Genomic DNA, 23,807 nt, shown 5'->3' with positions numbered 1-23,807 from the left:
TCCTTAATGCGCCGTCAGGAACGAGACGCCGTCGACGCCGATGAAGTCTCTGCCCTTATGGACATCGATATCGGTCGCATCCGAGTTGATCACCCGCTGCACGCGGTAACGGTGGTAGCTTTTGAGCAGGTTGGCAAAAGAGAGAACCTGTGTTGTATTGTCGCCGTAAAGCTTTTTATGGAGCGCCGGCAGACGGTACCAGGGCTGTATCTGCTTGTCGTGGTGGACATTGTGATACGAAAAGTTCAGTACAAGAAGGTTTAACCACGGGTACTTTAGTGAAAGCAGATTGGAAAAGGTGTTGCGCTTTTCAAAGGCACCGTCATACTGTTTGACTTCATCGCCGCTCGGCTGGTCAAGGGTCTCATAGAGATCGTAGGTGTGCTGATGGACATCCATAAAACGCATCACGGTCAAAAAGAGCATGTAGGCGATCGGATAGAGCAGCAGCACCTTCAGCGAGATGCCGGCCAGCACGGCAAAAAAGGCGATGCGCAGGATCACAACCGTCACGATACGCGAACGCAACTGTTTACGGTTCTCTTTCACAAACGGCAGTACGAGTACCAGTCCATGCATCATGAACTCCAACGCCGGAATGTAGAACCACTCCAGTGTCTCAATGAGCTTTAATGTTTTCGGATACGCCTGCAGACGGGTACGGAAATCAAACGAGACGATGTCGGCCCGGTCCATATGGTGTCGCACATGTTTGCGCTGAACGGCCCTGTAGTCGCTATAGGAAGTCCCGGTCAGCCAGAGCAGCAGTTCGCCGAAAAGCCGGTTGTGGCGGCTGCTTTTAAAGAGTGACTCATGGGCGCATTCGTGGATGAAGTAGGCCGCTATTACCATGCTGTGCGCGAGCAGCAGTACGCCTGCGGCATTGAGCCAAAACGAATCGGCAAGGATCGCCGCAAACCCGAAGATGTAGGTTGAAAACATATAGCCCCACGCCAAAAGGTTGGGAAGCAGGGCGTCGTCAAATCTAAAGAGTCTGGCGGCCGTTTTCATGGTCTCAGTCGTCCCAGATAACCATTTGAATAGGCGACGGATCGTAGGCGTTGCACGGGTTGTTCAACTGCGGGCAGTTGGAGACCAGCACCAGCGTGTCCATCTCCGCTTTCATGTCGACGTAGTCACCCGGTTTGGAGATACCGTCAACGATGGCGAGGTGGCCGTCCTCTTCGACCGGAACGTTCATGAAAAAGTTGATGTTGTTGGTCAGGTCCCTCGGGTCCATCTCCAGCTCACCGATCTCAAAGAGGTAGTTGTCACGGCAGCTGTGCATGTATTTCGTATCGTGCGAATAGCGTACCGTGTTGCTTTCGGCGCTGCAGTGACCGCCCAGGGTGTCATGGTTGCCGCAGGTGTCCGCGGTGATCTCCATCATGACATTGTCATCGGTGGAGATGAGTTTCGTACCGGTCGTCACGAAGATGCTTCCCTGTTCTCTGACCGTGTCATTGGCGGAGTAACGCTCTTCATGGTCGTTGGCATTGTAAAAAAGCGTATCGACCGCCTGGCACCCTTTAAGATCAATAATACGGAGGGTCTGGCCTTTCTTGACCACCTTCGACCACGGCACGCCGGCCGCGATCTTTTCGTTATAGCTTGCTGTTGAAATATCTCTGCTCATCGTTGTCTCCTTAGGCAAAATAGCGTGCGTTGTTGATGAAAGCACGCTTCGATTGTGGGCTGAAGTTCACGCAGAGGTCATCCTCTGTCACCGGGGCTGCTTTATGGAGTGTCAGCTGAACGTCACTCGGATTGTACCCGCCCTCTTCCATGACATGCGGCGTGTTTGAGAGTACAAGAAGTACGTTCATCTCGGCGCGCAGTTCGATATAGCTTCCGGGCTGGGCGCGTTTGGATGAAAGTTCCAGTCTGCTTCCCTCTTTAACGTCCACTTTACGAAAGAAGTTGATAGCCGGGATCATGTCACGTTTCCCCATGCCGTATTTGCCCAGTTCGACCAGGAAGTTCTCTCTGTCGCTTTTGTAGTAACGGTTACGGATATGCTCGAAGTCGCCTTCACCAAAACGCTCTTTGACAATACGGGGGTTGCTTATCCCTGCGATTGCATCAAACAGCCCCTCTGTCGTATCTTCGGTGATCGAAAAAAGCACGCGGCCCAGTTCCGAATAGAGCACCCTTCCTTTGCCGAAAAAGGCGTTGTATTGGATCTTGACTGTGTCGGCAGAGTTGAAACGCTCCGCCGTATTGTCGGCATTGTAAAACATGGCCGAAAGAGAGCCTAGGCCGTCTTCGGTCGTGATACGCAGCTTGTCGCCGCGTTTGATCACCTTCGACCAGCGGGCACCGCCGGGAAGGACTTCGTCGAGAATAATATCTTCGGTCTTCAAATTTTTATGTGTTGTTATCATTGTTTCTCCTTCATGATTGTTTCGGGCCGTCCCGGTTGTCATGATGCCGCAAGTCGTCCAACGGCACTGGAAGATAGGCTCTTCCTCCTGTTATTAAACCTTCACGGTTTTATCGATCTCTTCAAGTACGGCGTCACGCGTATCGCCGACAGGGATGTCGTAAGTGATGCGCGCGCCGTAGGCATTCGGTGCATGCGGGTCGTGTCGGACCTTGTCAAAGACCAGCAGACGCGTGCCCAGGTAGAAGCCCTCATGGAGATCATGGGTGACCATGACCACAGTGAGGTTGTTCTTCTTCCACAAGTCAAGGATCAGCGCGTGCATGTCGGCGCGGATTCCCGGATCGAGTGCCCCGAAGGGTTCGTCGAGCAGCAGGATCTTCGGTTTTTTGACCAGGGCCTGGGCGATGGAGAGACGCTGTTGCATACCGCCCGAAAGGGCGCTCGGGTATTTGTCCGCCGAATCGGCCAGACCGACCGCTTCGAGCATCTCCATGGCACGTTTTTTGGCCTCTTTGCGTCTCTTTCCGAAGAGTTTTCCCAGGATACGGGACTCTTCGAACTCCATGCCGAGCATGACGTTGTTAAGCACACTCAGGTGTTCAAAGACCGAGTAGCGCTGAAAGACGATACCGCGGTCAACGCCCGGTTCGCTGGGAAACGGCTCGCCGTCAAGCAAGAAGGTACCGCGCGAAGGGTTCTCCTGTCCAAGCAGCATCTTCAAGAAGGTGGTCTTACCGCAGCCGGAAGGACCGACAAGGGTACAGAACTCACCGGCTTCGATGTTGAGCGACAGGTTCTCAAGGACGACGTTGCCTGCATACTCTTTCCAGAGGTGTTTTATAGTAACGAGGCTCATGAACGCTCCTTTCCGGCATCATACCAAGGGAAGACCTTGTAGGTAAACTTCTTGAGCAGGTAGTCGAACAAGAAGGCGAGGAAGGTGATCCACGCCACATACGGCAGGATCACATCCATCGACATATAACGGCGCACCAGGAAGATCCGGTAACCCAGACCTTCGGTGGCCGCGATCGCTTCGGCAGAGATCAGGAAGATCCATGCCGTTCCCAGTGTCAGGCGCACCGCGTCAAAGAGACGCGGAAGGACCTGCGGCAAGACGACGCGGACGACGATGGTCCAGGTTGAAGCACCCAGGGTCTGCGCTTTGATAAGCTGTTCGGCAGGGATCTCCGAAACACGCTGCTGGAGATCGCGGACGATCAACGGGGTAACACCGATGACGATCAGTGCTACTTTAGCCATCTCACCCATGCCGATGACAATGAATAAGATGGGCAAAACAGCCATAGGCGGCACCATGGAAAAGGCCGCTACGAAAGGCGAAAGCCCCGCACGCACAAAGGGGATGAGCCCCAGAGGGATCCCCATGAGCAGTGCCAGAACGGCACTGATAAGAACCCCAAGGCCCAGGCGTTCGAGAGAGGAGACCGTGTCTTCGACAAAAAGGATCTCGCCCGTACGCTTGCTTGGTGTGAAGGCCATACGGTCGGCGGCCTCCACGAAGCTTGACACAGAGGGAAGCAGCTTGTCGTTCGGGTTCTCGGCCAACCGTGCGTCGGACGCAACGAGGTAGAAGAGAACAAGAATGAAAAACGGTAGCAATCCCAGAAAAAGGGCCGTAGCTTTGGACGGCCTGAGGTTCATAAATCGTTTCATAGGAGTACCTTACAGTTTCCCTTCCGCAGCCATTTTGACGTAGGTGTCGATGAAACGAAGCTTGATGTTCTTGGTGTCGCCGAAGGTTTTGCCGTTCGGAAACGCCATACCGATGAACTCTGCATTCGGTGCACCCTCGCCGAGGATACCGTGGTCAAATGAGAACTCGCTCACTTTTTTCATCGTCTTCGGAAGGTCGGCACTGTCAGCGAACTTGACCGCTTCGGCCGGATCGTAGAACATCATCGTCGAGTCAAGCTGGCTTTTGTAGCCTTTGAGGTCTGTACCGGAAGCTTTAGCCATAAACTCAAGGGCCTCTTTATCCCCTTTTTTCATCAGTGCCATCACTTCAAACCATGCACCTGTCAACGCTTTTGCCAGTTTCGGATTGTCTTTTAGCGTCTCGGTATTGATGACGAGCATGTCGATGATCTCGCCCGGGATCTTGCTTGAGTCATAGACCAGGTTGGCACTTTTGTTGTTCGTCATGATCTCGCTAAGCTGCGGGTTCCATGTTGTCATTGCGGTGATCTCGTCCGAACCGTATGCCGAAACCATATCAGCATCCGAGGTGTTGACGACTGTCACGTCTTTTTCGCTCATGCTGACCGTTTCAAGTGCACGTGCAAGAAGATAGTGGGAGACAGAGAGTTCGACAAGGTTGACCTTCTGGCCTTTGATGTCAGCAAGATCTTTCTTGTCTTTTAAAAGGATACCGTCGTTTCCGTTTGAGAAATCGCCCATAATAACAGCCGTCGAATCAACACCGCCCGCTGCAGGAATGGTCAGGGCGTCCATATTGGTCATCAGACAGCCGTCAAATTTTCCAGCCGTATACTGGTTGATCGATTCGATGTAGTCATTGACCTGGACCATCTCGATCTCGATGCCGTATTTCTTGGCCCATTTGTCGATAATGCCTTTTTCCTGGGCGTAATCCCAAGGCATCCAACCGACATAGATCGTCCACGAGACCTGGAACTTGTCTTTGACATCCGCCATCAATGATGACGCGCCAAGACCCATGACCAACGATGTGGCAACTAATAGTTTTGAGGTGGATTTGAAGAGAGATTTCATGCGAAACTCCTGAGTAGGTTTGGGATTAAACACGCCAAGAGGCCGAAAACCTCCCGGGCTTTTATCCCTCCGTGTAACCCCTACTCAAGAGGTTGACAGCTCTCGGACCAGACACAGATCGCTCTGCCGGAACCCTAGCCGTCTATTAGACAGTGTGAGGTTTTTCAACCTCATGACATGTTTTCTAAGCACTATTGTACCAGTGCTTGTCGTAAGGATATACGATAATATGATTAAAAAATAGCCAATCTGCTTCTGGAGGAAAAATTTTGGAAAAAGAGAACAAAGAAGAATACGAAAGTGATTAGTGATGAACGAGGGTTATGAGGGAAGTATTTACATCGCTTGGACGTTATTGCGTTCAAACTCTTTGGCCCGGTAGAGCGCTTTGTCGATGCGGGCAAAGATAGTATCGGTAGTGTCTTCCTGCCGGTAGGCGGTTACGCCGAAGCTGCAGGTAAGATGGATCCCTTCGTCAAATCGATGTTCGGCGATGGTGGCGCGAAGGTCTTCGGCTATGATGACGGCCTGTTCAAACGGGGTGTTGGGCAGAATGATGATAAACTCCTCCCCTCCCCAGCGGGCGATAATGTCGGAGTCGCGCAGGTTTTTTTGCAGGGTGGCGGCAAGATCGCGCAGGACGGCATCTCCGTTTTGGTGGCCGTAACGGTCGTTGATCTCTTTGAAATAATCGACATCGACCATAACGAGTGATAGCGGACGGTCATAACGTTTTGCCCGGCTGATCTCTTTTCTAAACACCTCCTCAAACATATGGCGGTTATAGACTGCGGTCAGTTTGTCATGGTTGGCGATATGGCCGATTTGTTCGAGTTGCTGCTGCAGGGCGATGTTGAGCTGGTGGAGTTCAAGGGTGCGTTCGCGGATAAGGTTCTCAAGCGTGGCATTATCGTTGCGCAGCAATTCGTTTTGCCGGTTGAGCTCATCCTTCGCCGTTTTGGCAGCATGAATGTTCTGATGGGCGCCGATCATTCTTGCGACCTTTCCTTCGGGAGTACGTTCAATGATCTTTGCAACATCCTCGATCCAGAGATAGCCGCCGTCAGCACATTTGCATCGGTATTGGATGCAGTAGTGGCTGTTTTTTCCGTTGAGATAATCCTCAAAGTGCTGCATCACACGGGAATAGTCTTCGGGGTGGATTACATTTTCCCAGGTAAGGACATCTTTGTTAAAGCAGTCCACATCGTAGCCGAGCATGCTGTACCAGCCGGGACTGCGTTCGACATGGCCGCTGAGCGCATTCCAGTCCCATACACCCTCTTGAATGATCTCAAGAATGTGACTGAGGGTATTTTCGGCTTCGTTAAGGCTGTTGTGAACATAGCGTTTTTTCATAGGAATACTCGATCGGAATTTCTAAAGTCCTTTAAGATACGTATCGATTTTATTCTATTATACTCTATTATAAAGTCACCTCCGGTTACGGTCTCTTTTTAGTTTGTCCGCTAAAGTGTTTGGCCTTGCGCAAAGTGAAGGGGTGCAGGCCGTCAGACGGCGCCGACAAGCATTTTGTCTTCGCAGTGAAAGTGGATTCGGCAGTCTGTATTGTATGCCGCATTGACGAAAACAGGCAATGTGTATAAATATATTGTTTTGCATTATCTGAAAGTTAGCAACCCTGGAGAGTATGAAGTTTTGGGTGGCGGTCTATACGAGACCTTGACTGCGTTATCTGCCTTGTCGAGATAGAAAAGGTCTCTTATTACAAAGATGTAACCGAGGCTGGTCATTCATTGTAGATACCGGGTGCTTTTCCCTATAGAAGTATTGAACCTTTATTCTTCTCTGTTCTATTAGGTATATTGCTTTGAAGAGGGGTGTTTAGGCTTCCTGACCAATGGCTTCATATATCTGTTCAAGCGCGAGTTTCTTGCCGTTTTCCTCTTCTTTCGCATTCCACCAGTATTCGATGATCTGCTGTTCTATACTTCCAAGAAGGTCCATAGGCAGATTGGCAAAAACCTCAAAAGAGCTGACGGCGTCGCCCGTGACACCGTTGCGTTTAGCGATCTCGTCTATCAGCTCACGAATGGACGTCTCTATGTTTGTGGGTTCGGGCATCGGTGCATCATCACTTGGTTGGGGGATAACCCGGGCGTAGTCTATCCAGGTCTTGATCTCATCTTCCAGGTAGTCGTGCCCAAAGACCTGGTAACAGAGGACGCGTTCCGGTCCGTAGATGATCTCTTCATTCTCTTCGAGGCAGTCTGAGCTCATCGGCTCGCCGTTGTTGAGATAGACTTCTATGCGCTGGTTCTCACGAAGGGTGCAGGCCGTCTCAAAAGCATTTCTTGCAAGTTTTAAAAGCTCCGTTTTTAGTGTCTCATAATCCATTATTTATCCTTTGTTTTGAGTTAGGTCATATAGGGTATGTCCAAGACCGCATCGCGGTCTTCGGCATCGTATTCATAGGTCTTTTGGCGTTTTATGGCCGCAATCGGTTTGATCAGGGCGATACGCTGCAAAGGATGCAGGTTGCGTTTTGCAATGGACTCTGTCAAACTGTCACAGCAGTGGTTGGTGATGATGGGGTGCCAGTCATGGTGGCACTTTGCGATCTGTGCAGCAAACTGTCCGAGCTCTTCAAGACTCATCTCCTCGAACTTTGGCAGTTTGCGCACGACATTGCGTACAAACTGTTTCGAGAAGTAGGTCTCGCCCATGAATAGCAGTCTTGAAGCCGCATCGACATCGGCTTCATTTTCGCTGTAGCTGTAGGCATAGCGAAAGTGCTCACAGACCCATTCAACGTAGCGGGGATAGTGCTCAAGCACGTTGACCAGATCACTCAGGTCCTGGTCTATCAGGACCTGAAAAAGACTGATGGTGTTTTTGCTGATGCACCGCCAATGCGGTTCGTCGCTTTGAAAATCATCCCTTTCAAGAATCGGCCGGTACTGCTCAATGCTGCTTATGTCGTCAATCAGGCGCGCTTTTCTGGCATACGCTTCGTCCATGGATCAGACAGACCTTGCATTGTGGTAATCCCACAGCTGTTTATAGAACGAGTCCAGCTTGGAAAGCGTGGCATCGGTGACAACCAGTTCGTTCATCTTCGGAAAGTGGGTACCCGGATAGGTGTTGTACCACATCTCCATCTCATTTTTAATGGCATCACGCTGTGCATAGGTCTCAATGATCATGGTCTTTATCTGCTGCATTTCCGGTGTGATGATCTCGTCACCTAGCTGTCGCATCCGCATCTGCATTCTCCTGTTTCGGTTCCCGGATCGAGATAGCTCGCCGCATTGTCTGCGTCAACTTTTATAAAAGCGTCCGCCTCAAGTTTTTTGATGACCTGAAACAGCGGCATCGGCTCTTTTCCGATGTAATAGATATTCAGACCGTCCTCTTCAAGCGCCGTGAAAGGTCCCTTTCCCATATAGGAGTAGACGACGTCCGTGACACCCCATTTTTTAAGCTGCTTGGCGGTTTTGATGCCGTCGCCGGCTTCCTGGTTTTTGACAAGGAAGAACTCTTCGTCGTCAGGTTTGTAGATGGCGAATATCGGGACGTTGCCGAAAAGTTTTGACGACCTGATCTCCGGAACCGCCGAGTCGACTGGTATAGCAATCATATTGACTCCTTGAATAACATATGGCAATCCAAATGCATATCCTGTTCTAGAATATCAAATGCATATCTAGGGTAGCAACGCACACCTTTTGACAGGCCCATGGGTCATCAAGGGGCAGCGCCTGTAAGGAGAACCCGGATGAGACATTACGAACTCGACTATTACGGATTTTCAAACGAAGACGGTGACGGCTGTATGGCTGTTTTTGTTGATTTCCCCGATATCAAAGGGATAGGCGATACTTATGAAGAGGCGCAAAGAGATGCGTATGAACAGCTAAACGAACAGCGTAAAAAAAAGGAGAAAGATATGACAGGAACATTTGAAAAAGCAGTGGAAGCGTTTGAGACAAACCGCTTCGACGAGGCGTACGGACTTTTTGCACAGGATGCCGATGCAAACCCTAAAGCGATGCTCAACCTTGCAATGATGCATATGAAAGGCAAGGGGTGCGAACAGAGCGAAGAGACCGCGATGCAGTGGTTGAAACGCGCGGCAGACGAGGGGGATATCCAGGCGCTTAATTCGCTCGCTATCTTTTATGAAAAGGGAATGCACGTCAAGGCAGACGCTGAAAAAGCCCTTGAATACTATGCCAAAGCGGCTGACGGCGGGCATGTCGATGCCCAGCTTAAGGCGGGTATGCTCTACCGTCAAAGCGGCAAGACGGCGGAGGCGATGCGCTACCTGATCACGGCAGCGCACAACAACAATGCGCAGGCCCAGGGGCTTATTACCTACGTCAGCAACGCCTCGTTGACAAGCGAACGCAATGCGCCGTTTCATTCGCTCGATGCCGAGCGGCAGCTGGCGCTTGTCGTCAATCTCATTGAGACCAAGATCCGTCCGATGCTCGAAGCGGACAGCGGCGGCATCGAGCTGGTGAACTATGTGCCCGGAGAGACGCCGCAGATCTGGCTGAACTACCTGGGTGCCTGTTCGGGCTGCCATCTCGGTTCGACCTCCACGGCCGATATGCTACTCGATCAGTTTGAGACATTGATCGACAAAAATGTCGTACTTTATCTGATGTAGGAGAAAAGCGGTGAATCAGATAGAGGCAACCGTCAAGGCCATCGAAGAGACGGAGGTCGTAACCTATATCCGTGTCGGCATCGGTGATACCGATGTATGCCTGATCAAAACGCAGACTCCCGAGTGGGTCTCCGTCGGCGACAAGGTCACCTGTACCTTCGCGGAAGCCTCCGTCAGCGTCAGCAAAGAGTGCCCGGGAAAGGTTTCCATCGAGAATCGTCTGCCGGCCACGCTCAAAGATGTCCGGCAGGGCGCATCGCTCTGTGAACTGACCTTCGAGAGCGGTCTCGGCGAGGTGATCTCCTTAATAACCGCCCGTGCCTATGCGACGCTCGGATTGACAAAAGGGTGCGAGGCGACAATGCTGCTGCGCGGTGTGGATATCAATCTTGAACCTGTTCTGATGCCTATCGACCTGAATGTCTATCGCAAGGCACTCGCTGGAACGAAAGATGCAAATTGAATTTTAATAAAAAACAAGGAGAACAATATGGCTGTAATGATTACTGATGAGTGTATCAACTGTGATGCCTGTGCGCCGGAGTGCCCGGTCGCAGCGATTATCGATGACGGGAACGAAAAGAACCCTTATGAGGGTGAACGTTTCTATGTCAAGCCGGAAAGTTGTGTTGAATGCGTCGGTCATGCCGACGCGCCGCGTTGCGCCGAAGCGTGCCCTACGGAGGGTTCTATTGTTTGGGATATGCCGTTTACGACGGACTTCAACGACTACTATGCCGAGGGTAATGAAAGCGGTACCTATAAGATACGCGAACACAAGAAAAAAGGGTTGATGCTTCCGGAAGTAAAAGCGCAGCCGTTTATGGAAGAGATCGGTATGGATCTCCGCGAATCGCACGCCAACGTCGAGTTTTAACACGTTGACGGGTCCTTGAAAAGAGAGAAAGGATAAAAGATGAATATTGCATTTGCCTCCTCCACCGGAGACGCTGTCGATCAGCATTTCGGCTGGTCAAAAAATTTCTATCTTTACAAGGTCGACAAAGAGAAAGCAACGCTTCTTGACGTCATCGATGCCACGACCGATATCGAAGATGAGCATGAAAAACTCAGCTACAAGATCGGTGTTCTTGAAGAGGCAGACATTATGTACTGTACCCAGATCGGGCCGAAGGCGTCGAAGATGGTTCAGGCTGCGGGGATACACCCCGTCCGTGTTGCCGAGGGGGAGAAGATGGAGAACGCGATTGGACAGCTTCACAGCATGTTGGCAGAGAACCCGCCGATGTGGCTGCTGCGCATCTTTCACAAAGCCGAGGCAAGGAGCGCATAGTGGCGGTCCTGATCACGGATTTATGCATTAATTGCGATGCATGTATCGATGAATGCCCGGCCACGGCAATCGTGAGTGCTGACGACTCGCCGCTGGCCGCCGGTGAATTGACGTATGTCAAGCCGGAAAAATGTATAGAGTGTGTGGATGCGGCTGTACCGAAATGTGCTGATATCTGCCCGACAGAGGGATGCATCGTCTGGGATATGCCCTATACGGAAACGTATGATGATTACTTTGTCCAAAGTAATGATTATGTGATTCGTGTCCATAAGAAAAAAGGTCTTCTGTCCCCGCTTGTGGCGCCTAGACCTTTTCGAGAGAGCATCTCTATGCAAGATAGAGCGGCTCATGTCAGTGTCGGCGAGACACTAAAACTTTATAGTCCGTAATAAGGTTATGAGTACAAATGACTCGTATAGATGTTGTTTGTCATATTAAATCTAAGAGCGCAAAGCGCGAGGCCCGCTGGCGAAGCGGACCAAGTGTCAGCGTAGGGAACGGAATTACTTCCGGCACCATACAAACTAATAAAAAGGATAAAAAATGTCTGTAATAATTGATGATACCTGTATAACCTGCGATGCCTGTCTGCAAAACTGTCCGGTCAATGCGATCGTTGACGATATGCACAACCCGACCGGTGAGAGCCGCTATTATGTGCAGCCTGAAAAGTGCGTCGAGTGCGTCGGCATCTATGATGATCCGCAGTGTGCAGCGATCTGCCCGAGTATCGGCTGTATCACCTGGGATATGCCGTTCACGCCTGAATTCGAAGAGCACTTTCTCAATGAAGAGCTCTATAAACTCGGTGAAAAGAACGGCAAGCTTAAGACACCGTCTTTCCGTAAGAAGAAATACCGTACCGACATCGGGCAGGAGCTGCGCGGTGTCGGCAAAGAGGTTCAGGAAGAGCCGGATGAGAATGAGGTAGGGTAATATGCCGTTTGAACTGTAATGGAGAAGAATATGAACAGATATGGCCGGATCAGAGCCTTTCATCAGAGAGAAGAGTGCTGCGAGGGACTTCAATTAGAGTATGACGGATCAAGCGCACTTAAAGAGGAGATCTTTGAGGTGATAGATGATGTTACGCTCGAGATGGGTATGATCCCGAAACTTTACCAGAACAGTGACGATTCGATCTCCATCGCATTTCATGATGAGTATGACCGTGAGGAAAGACACTACTTCACAAACGTCTTGAGAAAACTCGGCATTGCACACTTTGAAGGCTGATGAGCCTTTCCGTGCATGAAGGAAAACAGTATGTATGACCTGGAGAAGATCCCGGCTGTCGCTGCCGGCCTGGACAGTTTTGAGAGAGATTGTGCCATTACGGTGGCCTTGAAGATCGTTGATGACTCGTGCAAGATGGATGCCTATGAGAAGAGTGTTTTCCTGTCACTCTATAAAGCCCTTCCCGAGCAGGAAAGTGTCTTTTTCGACAATACAGTGTTCGCTGTCATCGAGAAGGGGGATCAACAACCCTCCGCACAGATCTTTGCCGCGATAAAGCCTCTGCGTGAAGCGGCCATGGATGCCATAACGCGGCCAAAGATGAAAGCGTTCAAAGCGACTGTCCGTCAACGCCTCGCCTTCTGATCGCATGACAGTATGAAGGCATATGATGGCAAACCTGCTTGAGCACGAAGAGTCCCCCTACCTCCAGCAGCATAAAGACAATCCCGTACATTGGTACCCCTGGGGAGACGAGGCCTTCGCCCTGGCTAAAAGCAAACAGAGGGCTATCTTTGTCTCCATCGGTTATTCCAGCTGTCACTGGTGCCATGTGATGGAGCACGAGGTGTTTGAAGATGAGCGCATCGCGGCGTATCTGAACGACCACTTTGTCTGTATAAAGGTCGACCGCGAGGAGCGCCCCGACATCGACAAACATTACCAGGACCTTCATCTGCTGCTTAACCAAAGAGCGGGCGGCTGGCCGACCTCTGTCTTCGCAACCCCGGACAATAAACCTTTTTTCGCAGGTACCTACATCCCACCGGAATCCAAACCGAATATGATGGGCTTTATGCAGCTTATCCGCACGATCGCCCCGGCAGTCGAGAAGCGTGATGCAAAGCTGTTTGAAAATGCGGAGGCCATTGAAGCGTATCTCAAACAGGAGACGGGGCGTAAAGAGCCCGTGGCCTTAAGCCGTGAAACCGGTGTGCAGTTTTTCAGGCAGGCGCGCGGCAACTTTGAGCCGAGCTACGGCGGTTTCGGTAGTGCCCCGAAGTTTCCGCAAGCCTCGACCCTGAACACCCTGATGAGTCTCTACCGCTTGGACGCGGATGAAGAGATCGCCTCGATGCTGCAGCATACGCTCGACAACATGTGTGCGGGCGGATTGTATGATGTTGTCGACGGCGGTTTCTGCCGTTACAGCGTCGACAGCGAGTGGCTGGTCCCCCATTTTGAGAAGATGACCTACGACAACGCCCTGTTGTGCGAGGTTTATCTTCGTGCCTACACCCTCTTCAACGCGCCCTATTACCTGCAGATCGCAGAGGAGATCGCGACATTTATGTCGGATTTTATGATGGAGGAGAACCTTTTTTACTCGGCAAGTGACGCCGACACGGAGGGCGAAGAGGGCAAGTATTTTGTCTACACCCGCAAGGAGGTCCTGGACGCGCTGCAAGAGGCCGGTTTCGATGAGAGAGAAGCAAAAAAGATGAGCATGCGGCTGGGGTGTTCCAACGGGGGAAATTTTGAGGGCAGCAACATCATCCATTTTGTCACAGTGCAAAGGCCCGGGTGGTTTGAAAAGGTAAAGCCGTACCTTCGGAAGCTGCGTAAACCGCGGGCCTACCCTTTTGTCGACAAAAAAATACAGACCTCATGGAACGCTATGATGATCAAGGCACTTTTTGAGCTGAGTGTTTACGATAACAGCTACCTGGAGCAGGCGATTGCATCGATGGAGGCACTTTTAATGAAAATGAATGACGGGAGATTAATGCACTCGGCGCTGATCGGAAAACCTGCGAAGATAGAGGCATTTTTGGAAGATTACGCCTATCTGGGAACGGCGCTTGTCACTGCATATGAAGTGACCTCGAACAGGCAGTATCTCAGAGAGGCTGAACGGCTGGCGAACATAGCGCTGGAGCGTTATTACGAAACGGGGCAATGGTATTTCAGCCGCGGGGAGTTTGAAACACTCGGCGAGGTGAATGACGGCTCTTACCCCAGTGCAGTCGCTGTGATGACCGATCTGCTGCTGAGCCTGGCGAGCCTGATCGACAAGAATTACAGGGATCCGGCAGAGATGACACTCCGGTACTATGGAAAAGAGATCCTGAAAGAGGCGATCTTGCACCCGTGCATGGTGAACCAGACCCTCCGTTTTCTGGAGGAGGACACCATCGTGAAAGTGCCTCAGGGAACCTCTATTGAAGCGGTCAGAAGCGTGAGCCCTTCGCCTTTTACCCGAACGTTCTACCATACGGCATCCGACTTCCTTCTCTGCAACAACCACAGCTGTTTTGCCAATGCCGGCTCTTTGCAGGAACTCTTCAGAGCCTAGGCAGCTGGTGAGGAGAAGGCATGATCAAGACATTTCTAGAACTGAAAAAGCAGTATGAGTCCAAAGAGGTCACGATGGATGAACTCAAGATGTTGCACGCAACCGGCGTCGCCTCGTTTGCAAACCAGGGGATCAGCCGTTCCAACAGAGACTGTCTCCAATGTGTGATCACATTTGACAAACTGCATGAGCTGATAGCCGGGATCACAAGCAGAACATTCCTTTCTGCCGGGGTCTTGAGTACCTTTATAGAAGCGTCGGCTCTCGGATTAATACCTGAACCGGAGGCTGAGTGCATCACCTTCCGTGATGCAGACGGCAGTGTCGAAATCATAGGGACAATAGGCAGTGATGCAAGGGTGACGGTCGATAGCGGGGATGTAGAGGCCATGACAAGTTTTCAGGTCTTTTTACGTGTGCAGCATTAGAAGAGAGGAAATATGACACCCCGTTCTCACGGGGTGTTTGAAGAGAGGGTTACACCGCGCCGAAAAGCAGTTTGCCTTCAGCACTTTGAAGGGCCTTGATCTCGTCATAGCTTTTTTCGCTGATACGAAGCGTTGTTGATTTGATCTCATCGCATACGGTGTCGATCTTCTCTGCTGCGTTCAGCTTTTTAAGGTCGCCTTTTGATAGGTCTGCATGATCGAGAAGTTCGTTCCAGACTGAGCTTTCGTCCAGGGCGAACATATAGAACGTCAAACCTTCATACTCAAGTTTTCCGTCTGCATCAAGATCGGTCACGAAGATAATGTAGAGACCTTCAGGACTTAAAACCTCTTTATAACGTTCTACAAACGGTTCAAAAAAGTCCAGTGTCTCAAGCTCGCATGCAAGAAAATCGATGTGACCGCTCTTTGCCGTCAAGATCACCTGTGTCGCTGTTGCTTTAGGCGGAAGCTGTTTGTCGGCCGAGAGTACTTTACCCGGGGTGATAACGAGGCTGCCGCGGTAGCCGTAAGGGTACTTTTCTGTTTCGTCGCTGTATGACGCCTGCCATTGTAGATTGTTGTCATAGATAAAATCTTTGATAATTGACATTGAGGGTGTTCCTTGTGTTATATTTGCTGATAACAATGCAATTCTGATTCTATGCGGTTGTAGTATTTTTTAGTATACTTGACAAAAAGGAGGAGGTTCCATGAACCCGGAAAAAGTGAGACGCGAAACGACCAGAACATTGAGCGATCTTCCCAATATCGGTCCGGCGATCGCTAACGATCTCCGGCGCATCGGGATCGAGAGGCCGCAACAGCTTGCCGGGGGCGATGCGTATGAACTCTATCTGCGGCTGTGCGAGGCAAAAGGCAGACGTCAGGACCCCTGCCTGCTCGATACCCTGATGTCGGTCGTCGATTTTATGAACGGCGGGGAGCCAAAGGTGTGGTGGGCCTACACCCCTGAACGCAAACGGCTACAAAAGGAAAGGGAAAGAGCTAGACCGTGACGCATTGGTTTGAAATGTAAAAGCTGACGCTTTTTGTCATCATTGGTAAGATATTCTTGCCTAAAACGCGGCATCGAATCCAAGCAAAATATAGTTTTCGTGGCTCAAATGGCCTGTGTAAAATATTCCACTTTGTGCTTCTTTGGCGAGAAAATCCGCATTGGCTTCAATAACCCCTTTGACGTTGCGCATGAAATAGTACGAGGCATTAAGTGTCAGGCTGTTGATGTCGATGCCTTCATACACCGTGTCGCTGTTGTCAAAGTCACCGCCGTCAGCATAGTTGTACAGCAGCGAGTAGCTCCAGCTGTTTCCCGGCACATAGTCTAAACCGGCGAACCCGCCGATCCACCGGTATTTGGTATTCTGATCAATGAAGCCGTCCCACTCGTTCCATAGCAGCTGGCCATACCAGTAGATCTCGCCTCCGAAGTCACCCGAAAGATCGAGACCGGCGATCTGCTTATCGGTATCGCGGGTGCCGGTCTCTGTTCCGGCATCGCCCGTCGCATTTTTCTGCGAACCGTTGTAATAAAACACACCTGCAGAAACCGGGCCGAGCTCTGTGCCGATCCGGCCAAACACGGCCTTTGCGTTGTCATTGTCAAACATATGGTCCGGACGGCGGTAACCCGGGCTGTTGATCGTCACGTTCTCGGTAATACCGTTGCCGTTGACCAGCCCCAGGCCGATGTTGATCGGTCCCAGGTCCCTTGAGAACAGTGCACCTCGTTCATAGGTGATGCCCGCCATGCGGAAGGCCATATAGTCCTGAAAAGTCAGCCGGGTCTCCCGCGGGAACATCAGATCGGATACCTGGAACTGGCCGAGCATCATGCTGATGCCGCTGCCGAAGAGATCATCATAGGAAAACCAGGCATCTTCTACGATCACCTCACCGTTCCCTCCCTTTTCGGCGAAGATCGCATAAAAGTAGTAGGTGATGTGTTCGGACAGCGGCGCGCTTGAAAGCATCTTTATCAAATAGGGAGCCTGGAAATCGGTATCGGCACCTGTCGTTTCACCTGTTACGACATCAACGGCTTCGCTGTCGCGTGCCTGTACAAACCCCTGCAAACGGAAGGCAAGAGGGATGGAGTCCTGCAGCGCGAGCTGATCGTCGTCTGCGGTAATGGTCTTCTCCCTCCAGTTCGGCAACCTGTAGTTGTTGGCCATGAACTCTTTGCCGAACGCATTGAGCTTGGGAAAGGCCGAATGACATACGGTACAGCTTAGATTGTACTTGCGTGCAAACATAGGTGCGGCCCATGCTTGAAGACTGAAAAACGCCATAAGACCCAGAATTACAACAGGCCTTAGCCATACTCGGTTCTCTTCTCTTTTCATGATACCCCTCCTCTTGAGCCAGCCTTGTGCAACTAGATTCTGTGAAACTGAAAAAATCAACTATAGTTAGATGCTACTACAGCAACTCTTTACAGTTTCTTTGCAAGTAAAATTAATATTTATGTATTACTAATTATTATAATTAAAAGTAAAATACCGGCTTGTTGCTATTGATTATGGCGTTACTTTGGAGATTTTTGTACAGGTTCAGACGGTAATGTGCTTCTGTGCATTTAACACTGTTGTATTGAAAGCGGAGTGCGAGGCATCTGTACTTTGACATGAAGTTCCCAATGAAGTCTGTGCCTCTTTTGCGTCAGAGCCCGGTATGCATAAAGATCACTCCCCGCCGAAGATGCCATAGGGATCTTCGTCAACGACAGTTGCCGGATCGATCTTAATAGCATCGACGACGAAAGCATCGCGCTGCTGCGGCGGCAGACGGAGTTTTAGACGTTCCAACGCCTCCTCTTCTGTTTTGGCGTCAATGCGGTAGGTGCGTTTCGGGCCTTCGCTGATGCGGATGTCGACAAGGTATTGCATATGGGCTCCTGATGTTTAGGGTCTCTAGTATTGAGAGGCGAGCAGGTAGAGTCTGCCGTAGCAGTCGCAAAAACGCATACACCCGCAGGCGTTATGCACATTTTTGCCGTTTTCAAGCGAGTAGCGTCCGAAATTTGTCGTGATGTCATATTGATCGATCTTCAGTACATTGACACGGCGTACAAGACGTTCATCAGCCTGATCAAGCGAAGTGAACTTTTTGCGTCGGTTATGGACCCACAACAGTTCGCTGTTCTCTACCAGTGTTTTTGCAATATCGCTGTTCCAGTCACGGACGGCCCCGAGGAAAGAGAGCTCCTCATCGGTGATATTACGGTAGGGGCGCATCAGCCTGCTTCGTTAGTATAGGCGTAGGTCGATGAGATCGAACGCAGGCGTTCCGCTGCTTTGGTGAAGGCCTCGATGACGTAGTCGATCTCCTCTTCGGTAGTGAAGCGCGAAAGGCTCAGACGCATTGCCGTGTGGGCAAGCTCAGGGTCTTCGCCGATAGCGCTCATGACCGGGTTTGCCTCGAGTGATTCGGATGCACAGGCACTTCCTGTAGAAGCGGCGATACCGGCTTTGTTGAGGTCCCACAGCATCGCTTCACCCTCGATACCGCGAAGCGAGATGAGGATGGTGTTCGGGGTACGGCGTTCGCGCGGTCCGACGACGATGGTGTCCGGGATCTTGGCCAGCGCGTCTTCAAGCTTGTCGCGGAGACGGCGGACATCCGTATTCATCTTCTCGACATGCTTCGCCGCCTGTCTCATGGCCAGACCCATACCGACGATATAGGCGACATTCAGAGTACCGGCACGTTTGCCCCCCATCTGCTCCCCGCCGTGAAGCAGGTTCGGCAATGCTTTTCCTTTTTTGACATAAAGCCCGCCGACCCCTTTTGGACCGTGGAACTTGTGGGCGGAGAAGGTGAGGTAATCGACCTCGACCTTGGTGAGGTCGACCGGCAGTTTACCGATTGCCTGAACGGCATCGGTATGCATCAGGATCCCTTTCTCTTTGGCAAAGGCGCTCACCTCTTCGATCGGGAAGATCATACCGGTTTCGTTGTTGGCCCACATCATGGAGATCAGAACGGTCTTGTCCGTAACGGCCGCTTTCATCGCTTCGGCGTCGATGCCGCCGTTCTCGTCAACATCGACATAGGTGACGTCGACACCGAAATCGCTGAGGTAGTGGAGGGTGTCCAGAATACAGGGGTGTTCGACTGCCGTCGTGACAATGTGGTTCTTTTCCGGGTTTTTCAGAATATGTTTGAAAAAGACCCCTTTAAGCACCGTATTGTTGCTCTCCGTTGCACATGATGTGATGAGAATGTCGTCCTCATCGGGAACGTTCAGGGCATCATACATCTCGCCGAGTGCCTGGTTCAGATAGGGGCGAACCTCCATACCGTACTGATGCAGTGAGTTCGGGTTGCCGTAAAGCTCTTCGAAAAAGGGCTGCATCTTGACTTTGACCAAAGGGTCGATCTTTGTGGTGGCATTGTTGTCCAGGTAAACGCGCATAGTCTGTTCCTCGTGTGTATGTAATAATGTCCCGGTTGGTAGTGGTGGGACGTTTTAGGTAGGAATGCAAGTTTTGTTCGAGAATGGGAGTGTTTTTGTATGATATTGAAAAGTTTGTCAAAAATTTGAAAAGATTTATCCTTCGGCACGTTCGGTATTCGGCATTGCCGAGCGTATCCGATGTGCCGAAGGCGTTCGCGCCGGTGATTTTGCCGTGCCGCCGCAGCTCCAAGTCCGATTGATTCCCGGTATTTGGGCGGGATTTCACCTTTTTCTTGCAGCGTGTAGCGCTTGAAAAGCCCCCGTTCCATTTCCAGCGGATCTTCCGGCATCATCTCGAAAAATCCGGGAACGATACCAATTGCCTGCTTTATCTCTTCGAGTATCTCTACCTTGCTCATCTCTAAGCCCCGTCGAAAAACAGGGACTAATATGATTATGAATTGTTATTTGGGAATATACTGTTATTTGTCGAAATCAAGTGGATGTATTGCGAGCAGGTAGGTGCATTTGATGGTTGTAGCTATTGATGATGACTGAACGGTTGAAGGAGTAAACGAGGATTTATCAGCAAAAAAAGGAGAGGCCGCCTGTTGAGAGCGTGCGAGAAGATCACGCCTCGGCGGTGTTCTCTTCTTCTTTTTTGTAGGTAAAAATAGCCGGAGTGGCCGGATCTTCCACGACCGCTTCGGTGATGGTGACGCTCTCCAGGCTCTCTTGGGACGGGCAGCTGTACTGCAGCGGCAGCATCACCTCTTCGATAATACCGCGCAGACCGCGGGCACCGACACCCTTGTCGATCGCCTTCTGTGCGATCGCTTCCAGGGCCTTCTCCTCGAAATTGAGGGTGATGCCGTCCATTTCGAAAAGGGCCTGGAACTGTTTGATAAGGGCGTTGTCCGGCTCTTGAAGGATCTGAACCATCTGATCCTTGGTCAGTTCACGCAGCTGGGCGATGACCGGGATACGGCCGATGAACTCCGGGATGATGCCGTAGTGCACCAGCGCCTTCTGGTCGACCTTGAACTCTTTCATCGCCGCTTTCTGTACGGAACCGAACCCGACCTTGTTGGTCTTTTTGGTGTGGACATCCGGCACCAGCCCGACAAAAGCGCCCCCGCAGACAAAGAGGATGTGGGAGGTGTCGATGAGCACGGTCTCGGTCGTCGAGTTTTTGCGGCTTCCCTTCACCGGAACATAGACCTCGCTCCCTTCGAGGATCTTCAGCAGTCCCTGCTGCACCCCTTCGCCCGAGACATCGCGTCCCATCGTGGAGGATTCGCTTTTGCGGGCGATCTTGTCGATCTCGTCGATGTAGACGATCCCGCGCTGGGCCAGTTCGATGTCGTAGTTTGCCGCGGCCAGCAGGCGGGAGAGGATGCTTTCGACATCTTCACCCACATAGCCTGCCTCGGTCAGTGCCGTGGCGTCGGCAACCGCGAAGGGGACGTTCATGATCTTGGCCAGGGACTTGGCAAGCAGGGTCTTCCCGCTGCCGGTAGGGCCGAGCAGCAGGATATTGCTCTTTTCGAGTTCGACACTGTTATAGACAGGGTTCTCGATCCGTTTGTAGTGGTTGTAGAGGGCGACTGCCAAAACCTTCTTGGCCTCTTCCTGCCCGATGATGTGCTTGTCCAGGTAGCTGACGATCTTTTCGGGTTTCGGCAGCTGCTCCTGCATGTTCGTCTGCTGTTCGTAGCGCACCTCTTTTTGAAGGATGCTCGAGCAGGTGCTCACACATTCGTTACAAATGTTGGTCTTCTCCGAGGAGAACATCTTTTTGACTTCGCTCTGTTTACGTCCGCAGAACGAACAGACTTTTTCCTGACTCATTACACATCCTTTTTGGTGATGGATTCTAATATGGTGTCCGCCAATCCGAATGTAATGGCATCGGCTGCTTCAAAGTAGTTGTCGCGGTCACTCTCTTTTTCGATTGTTCTGATATGTTTGCCCGTCGCTTTTGAAAGAATTTTGTAGAGTCTCTTTTTCAGCTTGAGGATGTGGTTGGCCTGGATCTCGATATCACTGGCCTGGCCCGAGGTGCCGCCGAGCGGCTGGTGGATCATCACCTCGGCATTGGGAAAGATGTAACGGTGCCCCGGCTCCCCGCAGGTAAAGAGAACGGCGGCCATCGAGGCGACCATTCCCATGGCGTAGGTGTATACCGGCGCGCTGATGAGCTGCATCGTGTCAAGAATGGCAAGTCCTGCCATGACCGAACCGCCCGGAGAACTGATGTACATGTGGATCGGCTCTTCGGAATCTTCGGCTTCGAGGTAGAGCAGCTGTGAGACGATGATGCCCATCATGTGGTCATCAACAGGTTCGGTGATCATGATAACACGGTCGCCCATGAGTTTCGAAAATAGATCGAAGTAGCGTTCGCCTCTCGGTGACCGGTCTTTAACGGTTGGTATATATGGCATTGTATTCCTTTGTATAGAATTTTGAATTATTCAAGAATTCTTTTACCCGAATGGGCTTTGCTCATTTAACGTGAAATCAAACAAACGCTTTGGTAAACTCGTCCAGGGACATCTCAAGCACTTCAAGGTTGTGCTTTTCGATGAATTTTTTCTCCTTTTTCCCTAACTCTTTGTCGGTGATGACATAACCGCCTTCAAGTCCCATCGTCAGTTCGTTGGCAACCATACGGTCGGTGTCACGATCGAAATAGGTACCCATAAAGAGGTACTTTTTTGTTTTCCGATAGCTCTTAAGTACAGAAGGGACGGCAAAACCGCCCATCGCCTCGGTGAGCCAGTCAACGTAGTCGGCATCCGATATGATAAAACTCGGCTCCGGGAGGGTCGATCCCATCGGTTTGAAGAGGATCTTTTTGGCATCATCAAGTGCCGCCTCTTCGACCTGAAAATACTTTTTGTTTTCGACGTCGTACTCAAAGATCTCATAGCGGTAATCGTTGTTCAGAATCCGCGCCTTTCCGACGATCAGACAGTGCGGTTCAAAGGCGAGCAGCTCTTGAAGTTTTGCATCGCGGTTGGTGTCGACGATATAACGCGGCAGCATGTCGACGATCGCTTTATGAAGCGGCGTCGGCGCAAACTCTTTGGTGTAGATCCAGTTCATCATCTGTTGAATGTAGTCAACACCGCGACGCTGTTCAAGGTGCATCGCGGCACGTGAATATTCGAACATCAGCCGGGGGCTCATGGCGCGGCCGTTGTTCATCATCAGGATCATCGAGTCGGAATCGTAGGGCATCTGCTCGCCCTCTTTCGTCTTCGTCCCTGTAAAGATACCGAGCCCGAAGTAGGGGACGGTCGTCTGGTTGCGTATCTCTTTTTTAATCGTTTCGATTGTTGTTTCGATATCTATTGTTTCGCTCATTAGTGGCATCCTTTTCCGGTGTAGCAGGTTTGTGCTGCCATGATCTTGCGCAGCAGGGTATCGGCGTTAAACCTGTCATGCAGGTTTTTTGCAAACTCGTCGTAGAAGATCGCCCCGTCTTTGGAGATGAGGATGGCGGCCTTGGTCAACTCGCCGTCGCAGGGGTCCCCTTCGAGACGGACGCCGTAAAAGTCGCCGTACTCTCCTTCACTGTCGATGAAAAAATCGATGTTCTCCAGGTTGGGGCGTTCATGGGTGTCATTGGCGACGACCAGTGCCGCCGTCACCTCGTATTCGCCCCCTTTCGGAAGCATGGCATCGATCTCTTCGAGCTCCTGAACAAGGGCGTCGTCGATGAAGGGCGTGCTGATGATCAGCTGGGTTTTTCCGTTTTGGCCGCCGATGGTGTGCTCCTTACCGTCACTGCCGGTAAGTTTCACCTTTTCAGAAGCGTACCCGATGTCAAGAGGCATATCCTCAAGACACATGGTGGATGTGTTTAAAAGTACTTGCAAGGGAAGCTCCTAATATAAAATTTTTAACGGCACTATCGATCATGTTGATGATAGGCGGTATTTTAAACACCTTGATACCGCCGTTGTTAAGCGCGCGCGTGGTGTTGTCACAGTAATGGTCGGCCAGCAGATAGCTGCAACCGCCGATAGCATCGAGCAGCGCATAGTGCTCGAAGATATGGTGGATGTCCGCGCACTGCTTTGAGTCACAGTCGCATAGGATCTGTTTCTCTTCGAACTTGCCGTTATTGATGTTTTTACACGGGTTGTCGACAACACTAGAAAGGCCGTATGTCAGGTTCAAACGGTCTCCCTCTATCGTATAGATGGCAAATTTCGGTGCGGTAAACGGGTTAAGATGATAGAACGTGAACGTATCTTTTAAAGGGACCGCGATCTTCATACGACTTTGCCTTTCAGCCCGACACACGGACTCTTTATTGAGCTGTTTTGCATATTGTGTT

At 51.1% G+C, this 23,807-nt stretch carries 32 protein-coding genes and 1 riboswitch; of the genes, 11 read left to right on the top strand and 21 right to left on the bottom strand.

Translation table 11 applies throughout. The features are described from left to right. Window positions 1–3 precede the first annotated feature (3 nt). The 11 genes from WCY20_RS13595 to WCY20_RS13545 all read right to left on the bottom strand — a co-directional run bounded on the left by WCY20_RS13595 (window position 4) and on the right by WCY20_RS13545 (window position 8,744). Entirely contained in the window at window positions 4–1,011 is a 1,008-nt protein-coding gene (locus WCY20_RS13595) for a fatty acid desaturase (protein ID WP_345975924.1), read from the bottom strand. 4 nt (window positions 1,012–1,015) lie between these two features. Beyond that, window positions 1,016–1,636, bottom strand: coding sequence for an urea amidolyase associated protein UAAP2 (locus WCY20_RS13590; RefSeq protein ID WP_345975923.1), 621 nt, complete (start codon window positions 1,634–1,636; stop codon window positions 1,016–1,018). A gap of 10 nt (window positions 1,637–1,646) precedes the next feature. Further along, on the bottom strand, window positions 1,647–2,384 hold the full coding sequence (locus WCY20_RS13585; RefSeq protein WP_345975922.1) for an urea amidolyase associated protein UAAP1: 738 nt from the start codon (window positions 2,382–2,384) through the stop codon (window positions 1,647–1,649). Between the two features lie 93 nt (window positions 2,385–2,477). Next, window positions 2,478–3,242 carry an ABC transporter ATP-binding protein gene (locus WCY20_RS13580; RefSeq protein WP_345975921.1) on the bottom strand — a complete coding sequence of 255 codons (765 nt, stop codon included), beginning with the start codon at window positions 3,240–3,242 and terminating at the stop codon, window positions 2,478–2,480. Beyond that, window positions 3,239–4,063: an ABC transporter permease gene (locus tag WCY20_RS13575; RefSeq protein WP_345975920.1), complete on the bottom strand. Its 825-nt coding sequence runs from the start codon at window positions 4,061–4,063 to the stop codon at window positions 3,239–3,241. Before WCY20_RS13575 ends, WCY20_RS13580 begins: the two co-directional genes overlap by 4 nt. A 9-nt stretch (window positions 4,064–4,072) precedes the next feature. After that, window positions 4,073–5,143, bottom strand: a complete 1,071-nt coding sequence (locus tag WCY20_RS13570; RefSeq protein ID WP_345975919.1) for a putative urea ABC transporter substrate-binding protein — start codon at window positions 5,141–5,143, stop codon at window positions 4,073–4,075. A gap of 48 nt (window positions 5,144–5,191) precedes the next feature. After that, a riboswitch (guanidine-I (ykkC/yxkD leader) is annotated at window positions 5,192–5,292 on the bottom strand. A 187-nt stretch (window positions 5,293–5,479) separates the two neighbouring features. Beyond that, complete coding sequence (locus WCY20_RS13565) at window positions 5,480–6,502, bottom strand: sensor domain-containing diguanylate cyclase (RefSeq protein ID WP_345975918.1); 1,023 nt, start codon at window positions 6,500–6,502, stop codon at window positions 5,480–5,482. Between the two features lie 486 nt (window positions 6,503–6,988). Next, window positions 6,989–7,501, bottom strand: a complete 513-nt coding sequence (locus tag WCY20_RS13560; protein ID WP_345975917.1) for a hypothetical protein — start codon at window positions 7,499–7,501, stop codon at window positions 6,989–6,991. A gap of 20 nt (window positions 7,502–7,521) precedes the next feature. Then, window positions 7,522–8,124 (bottom strand): hypothetical protein, encoded by a 603-nt coding sequence (locus WCY20_RS13555; RefSeq protein ID WP_345975916.1) that lies wholly within the window; start codon window positions 8,122–8,124, stop codon window positions 7,522–7,524. Window positions 8,125–8,127: 3 nt separating this feature from the next. Then, a complete protein-coding gene (locus tag WCY20_RS13550; RefSeq protein ID WP_345975915.1) occupies window positions 8,128–8,370 on the bottom strand; it encodes a hypothetical protein in 243 nt (80 codons plus the stop codon). Then, window positions 8,352–8,744, bottom strand: coding sequence for a NifB/NifX family molybdenum-iron cluster-binding protein (locus tag WCY20_RS13545; protein WP_345975914.1), 393 nt, complete (start codon window positions 8,742–8,744; stop codon window positions 8,352–8,354). The genes WCY20_RS13550 and WCY20_RS13545 overlap by 19 nt, the downstream gene beginning before the upstream one ends. Window positions 8,745–8,882: 138 nt before the next feature. Between WCY20_RS13545 and WCY20_RS13540 the strand changes: the two genes are divergently transcribed. The 10 genes from WCY20_RS13540 to WCY20_RS13495 all read left to right on the top strand — a co-directional run bounded on the left by WCY20_RS13540 (window position 8,883) and on the right by WCY20_RS13495 (window position 15,036). After that, entirely contained in the window at window positions 8,883–9,779 is an 897-nt protein-coding gene (locus tag WCY20_RS13540) for a NifU family protein (RefSeq protein ID WP_345975913.1), read from the top strand. A gap of 10 nt (window positions 9,780–9,789) precedes the next feature. Then, a complete protein-coding gene (locus WCY20_RS13535) occupies window positions 9,790–10,242 on the top strand; it encodes a TOBE domain-containing protein (RefSeq protein WP_345975911.1) in 453 nt (150 codons plus the stop codon). A gap of 27 nt (window positions 10,243–10,269) precedes the next feature. Beyond that, window positions 10,270–10,656 carry a 4Fe-4S dicluster domain-containing protein gene (locus WCY20_RS13530; protein ID WP_345975909.1) on the top strand — a complete coding sequence of 129 codons (387 nt, stop codon included), beginning with the start codon at window positions 10,270–10,272 and terminating at the stop codon, window positions 10,654–10,656. Window positions 10,657–10,695: 39 nt separating this feature from the next. Further along, on the top strand, window positions 10,696–11,073 hold the full coding sequence (locus tag WCY20_RS13525) for a NifB/NifX family molybdenum-iron cluster-binding protein (RefSeq protein WP_345975908.1): 378 nt from the start codon (window positions 10,696–10,698) through the stop codon (window positions 11,071–11,073). Beyond that, window positions 11,073–11,465: a 4Fe-4S dicluster domain-containing protein gene (locus tag WCY20_RS13520; RefSeq protein ID WP_345975907.1), complete on the top strand. Its 393-nt coding sequence runs from the start codon at window positions 11,073–11,075 to the stop codon at window positions 11,463–11,465. Before WCY20_RS13525 ends, WCY20_RS13520 begins: the two co-directional genes overlap by 1 nt. 154 nt (window positions 11,466–11,619) lie before the next feature. Continuing rightward, window positions 11,620–12,012 carry a 4Fe-4S dicluster domain-containing protein gene (locus tag WCY20_RS13515; RefSeq protein WP_345975905.1) on the top strand — a complete coding sequence of 131 codons (393 nt, stop codon included), beginning with the start codon at window positions 11,620–11,622 and terminating at the stop codon, window positions 12,010–12,012. A gap of 30 nt (window positions 12,013–12,042) precedes the next feature. Further along, window positions 12,043–12,312 carry a hypothetical protein gene (locus WCY20_RS13510; protein ID WP_345975904.1) on the top strand — a complete coding sequence of 90 codons (270 nt, stop codon included), beginning with the start codon at window positions 12,043–12,045 and terminating at the stop codon, window positions 12,310–12,312. 30 nt (window positions 12,313–12,342) lie between these two features. Then, on the top strand, window positions 12,343–12,678 hold the full coding sequence (locus WCY20_RS13505; protein WP_345975902.1) for a hypothetical protein: 336 nt from the start codon (window positions 12,343–12,345) through the stop codon (window positions 12,676–12,678). 22 nt (window positions 12,679–12,700) lie between these two features. After that, window positions 12,701–14,608 carry a thioredoxin domain-containing protein gene (locus WCY20_RS13500; RefSeq protein WP_345975900.1) on the top strand — a complete coding sequence of 636 codons (1,908 nt, stop codon included), beginning with the start codon at window positions 12,701–12,703 and terminating at the stop codon, window positions 14,606–14,608. A 20-nt stretch (window positions 14,609–14,628) separates the two neighbouring features. Continuing rightward, window positions 14,629–15,036 carry a hypothetical protein gene (locus WCY20_RS13495; RefSeq protein WP_345975898.1) on the top strand — a complete coding sequence of 136 codons (408 nt, stop codon included), beginning with the start codon at window positions 14,629–14,631 and terminating at the stop codon, window positions 15,034–15,036. Window positions 15,037–15,085: 49 nt separating this feature from the next. Here the strand turns inward: WCY20_RS13495 and WCY20_RS13490 are convergent, their stop codons facing one another. After that, the gene (locus WCY20_RS13490; RefSeq protein WP_345975897.1) at window positions 15,086–15,649 is read right to left on the bottom strand and encodes a hypothetical protein; all 564 of its coding nucleotides are present in this window, start codon (window positions 15,647–15,649) and stop codon (window positions 15,086–15,088) included. A 100-nt stretch (window positions 15,650–15,749) separates the two neighbouring features. Between WCY20_RS13490 and WCY20_RS13485 the strand changes: the two genes are divergently transcribed. Continuing rightward, window positions 15,750–16,055 carry a helix-hairpin-helix domain-containing protein gene (locus tag WCY20_RS13485; RefSeq protein ID WP_345975895.1) on the top strand — a complete coding sequence of 102 codons (306 nt, stop codon included), beginning with the start codon at window positions 15,750–15,752 and terminating at the stop codon, window positions 16,053–16,055. A 60-nt stretch (window positions 16,056–16,115) separates the two neighbouring features. Here WCY20_RS13485 and WCY20_RS13480 read toward each other — a convergent pair whose 3' ends face one another. The 9 genes from WCY20_RS13480 to WCY20_RS13440 all read right to left on the bottom strand — a co-directional run bounded on the left by WCY20_RS13480 (window position 16,116) and on the right by WCY20_RS13440 (window position 23,746). Beyond that, complete coding sequence (locus tag WCY20_RS13480; protein WP_345975893.1) at window positions 16,116–17,402, bottom strand: hypothetical protein; 1,287 nt, start codon at window positions 17,400–17,402, stop codon at window positions 16,116–16,118. A 339-nt stretch (window positions 17,403–17,741) separates the two neighbouring features. Further along, the gene (locus WCY20_RS13475; RefSeq protein WP_345975891.1) at window positions 17,742–17,945 is read right to left on the bottom strand and encodes a hypothetical protein; all 204 of its coding nucleotides are present in this window, start codon (window positions 17,943–17,945) and stop codon (window positions 17,742–17,744) included. Window positions 17,946–17,969: 24 nt separating this feature from the next. Then, entirely contained in the window at window positions 17,970–18,293 is a 324-nt protein-coding gene (locus WCY20_RS13470) for a hypothetical protein (protein ID WP_345975889.1), read from the bottom strand. Next, window positions 18,293–19,474: a NifS family cysteine desulfurase gene (locus WCY20_RS13465; RefSeq protein ID WP_345975887.1), complete on the bottom strand. Its 1,182-nt coding sequence runs from the start codon at window positions 19,472–19,474 to the stop codon at window positions 18,293–18,295. Before WCY20_RS13465 ends, WCY20_RS13470 begins: the two co-directional genes overlap by 1 nt. A 612-nt stretch (window positions 19,475–20,086) precedes the next feature. Next, window positions 20,087–21,307 (bottom strand): ATP-dependent Clp protease ATP-binding subunit ClpX, encoded by a 1,221-nt coding sequence (clpX, locus tag WCY20_RS13460; protein ID WP_345975886.1) that lies wholly within the window; start codon window positions 21,305–21,307, stop codon window positions 20,087–20,089. Next, window positions 21,307–21,903, bottom strand: a complete 597-nt coding sequence (locus WCY20_RS13455; protein ID WP_345975885.1) for an ATP-dependent Clp protease proteolytic subunit — start codon at window positions 21,901–21,903, stop codon at window positions 21,307–21,309. The genes clpX and WCY20_RS13455 overlap by 1 nt, the downstream gene beginning before the upstream one ends. Window positions 21,904–21,979: 76 nt before the next feature. Beyond that, complete coding sequence (locus WCY20_RS13450) at window positions 21,980–22,828, bottom strand: hypothetical protein (protein ID WP_345975884.1); 849 nt, start codon at window positions 22,826–22,828, stop codon at window positions 21,980–21,982. Continuing rightward, entirely contained in the window at window positions 22,828–23,343 is a 516-nt protein-coding gene (locus WCY20_RS13445) for a hypothetical protein (protein ID WP_345975882.1), read from the bottom strand. Before WCY20_RS13445 ends, WCY20_RS13450 begins: the two co-directional genes overlap by 1 nt. Next, window positions 23,306–23,746, bottom strand: coding sequence for a hypothetical protein (locus WCY20_RS13440; protein ID WP_345975880.1), 441 nt, complete (start codon window positions 23,744–23,746; stop codon window positions 23,306–23,308). Before WCY20_RS13440 ends, WCY20_RS13445 begins: the two co-directional genes overlap by 38 nt. Window positions 23,747–23,807 lie beyond the last annotated feature (61 nt).

The organism is Sulfurimonas sp. HSL3-7, assembly GCF_039645985.1.
GTDB classification, from domain to species: Bacteria; Campylobacterota; Campylobacteria; order Campylobacterales; family Sulfurimonadaceae; genus Sulfonitrofixus; species Sulfonitrofixus jiaomeiensis.
Note: the sequence above shows the minus strand (reverse complement) of the source record. Positions and strands in the feature narration are given on the sequence as shown.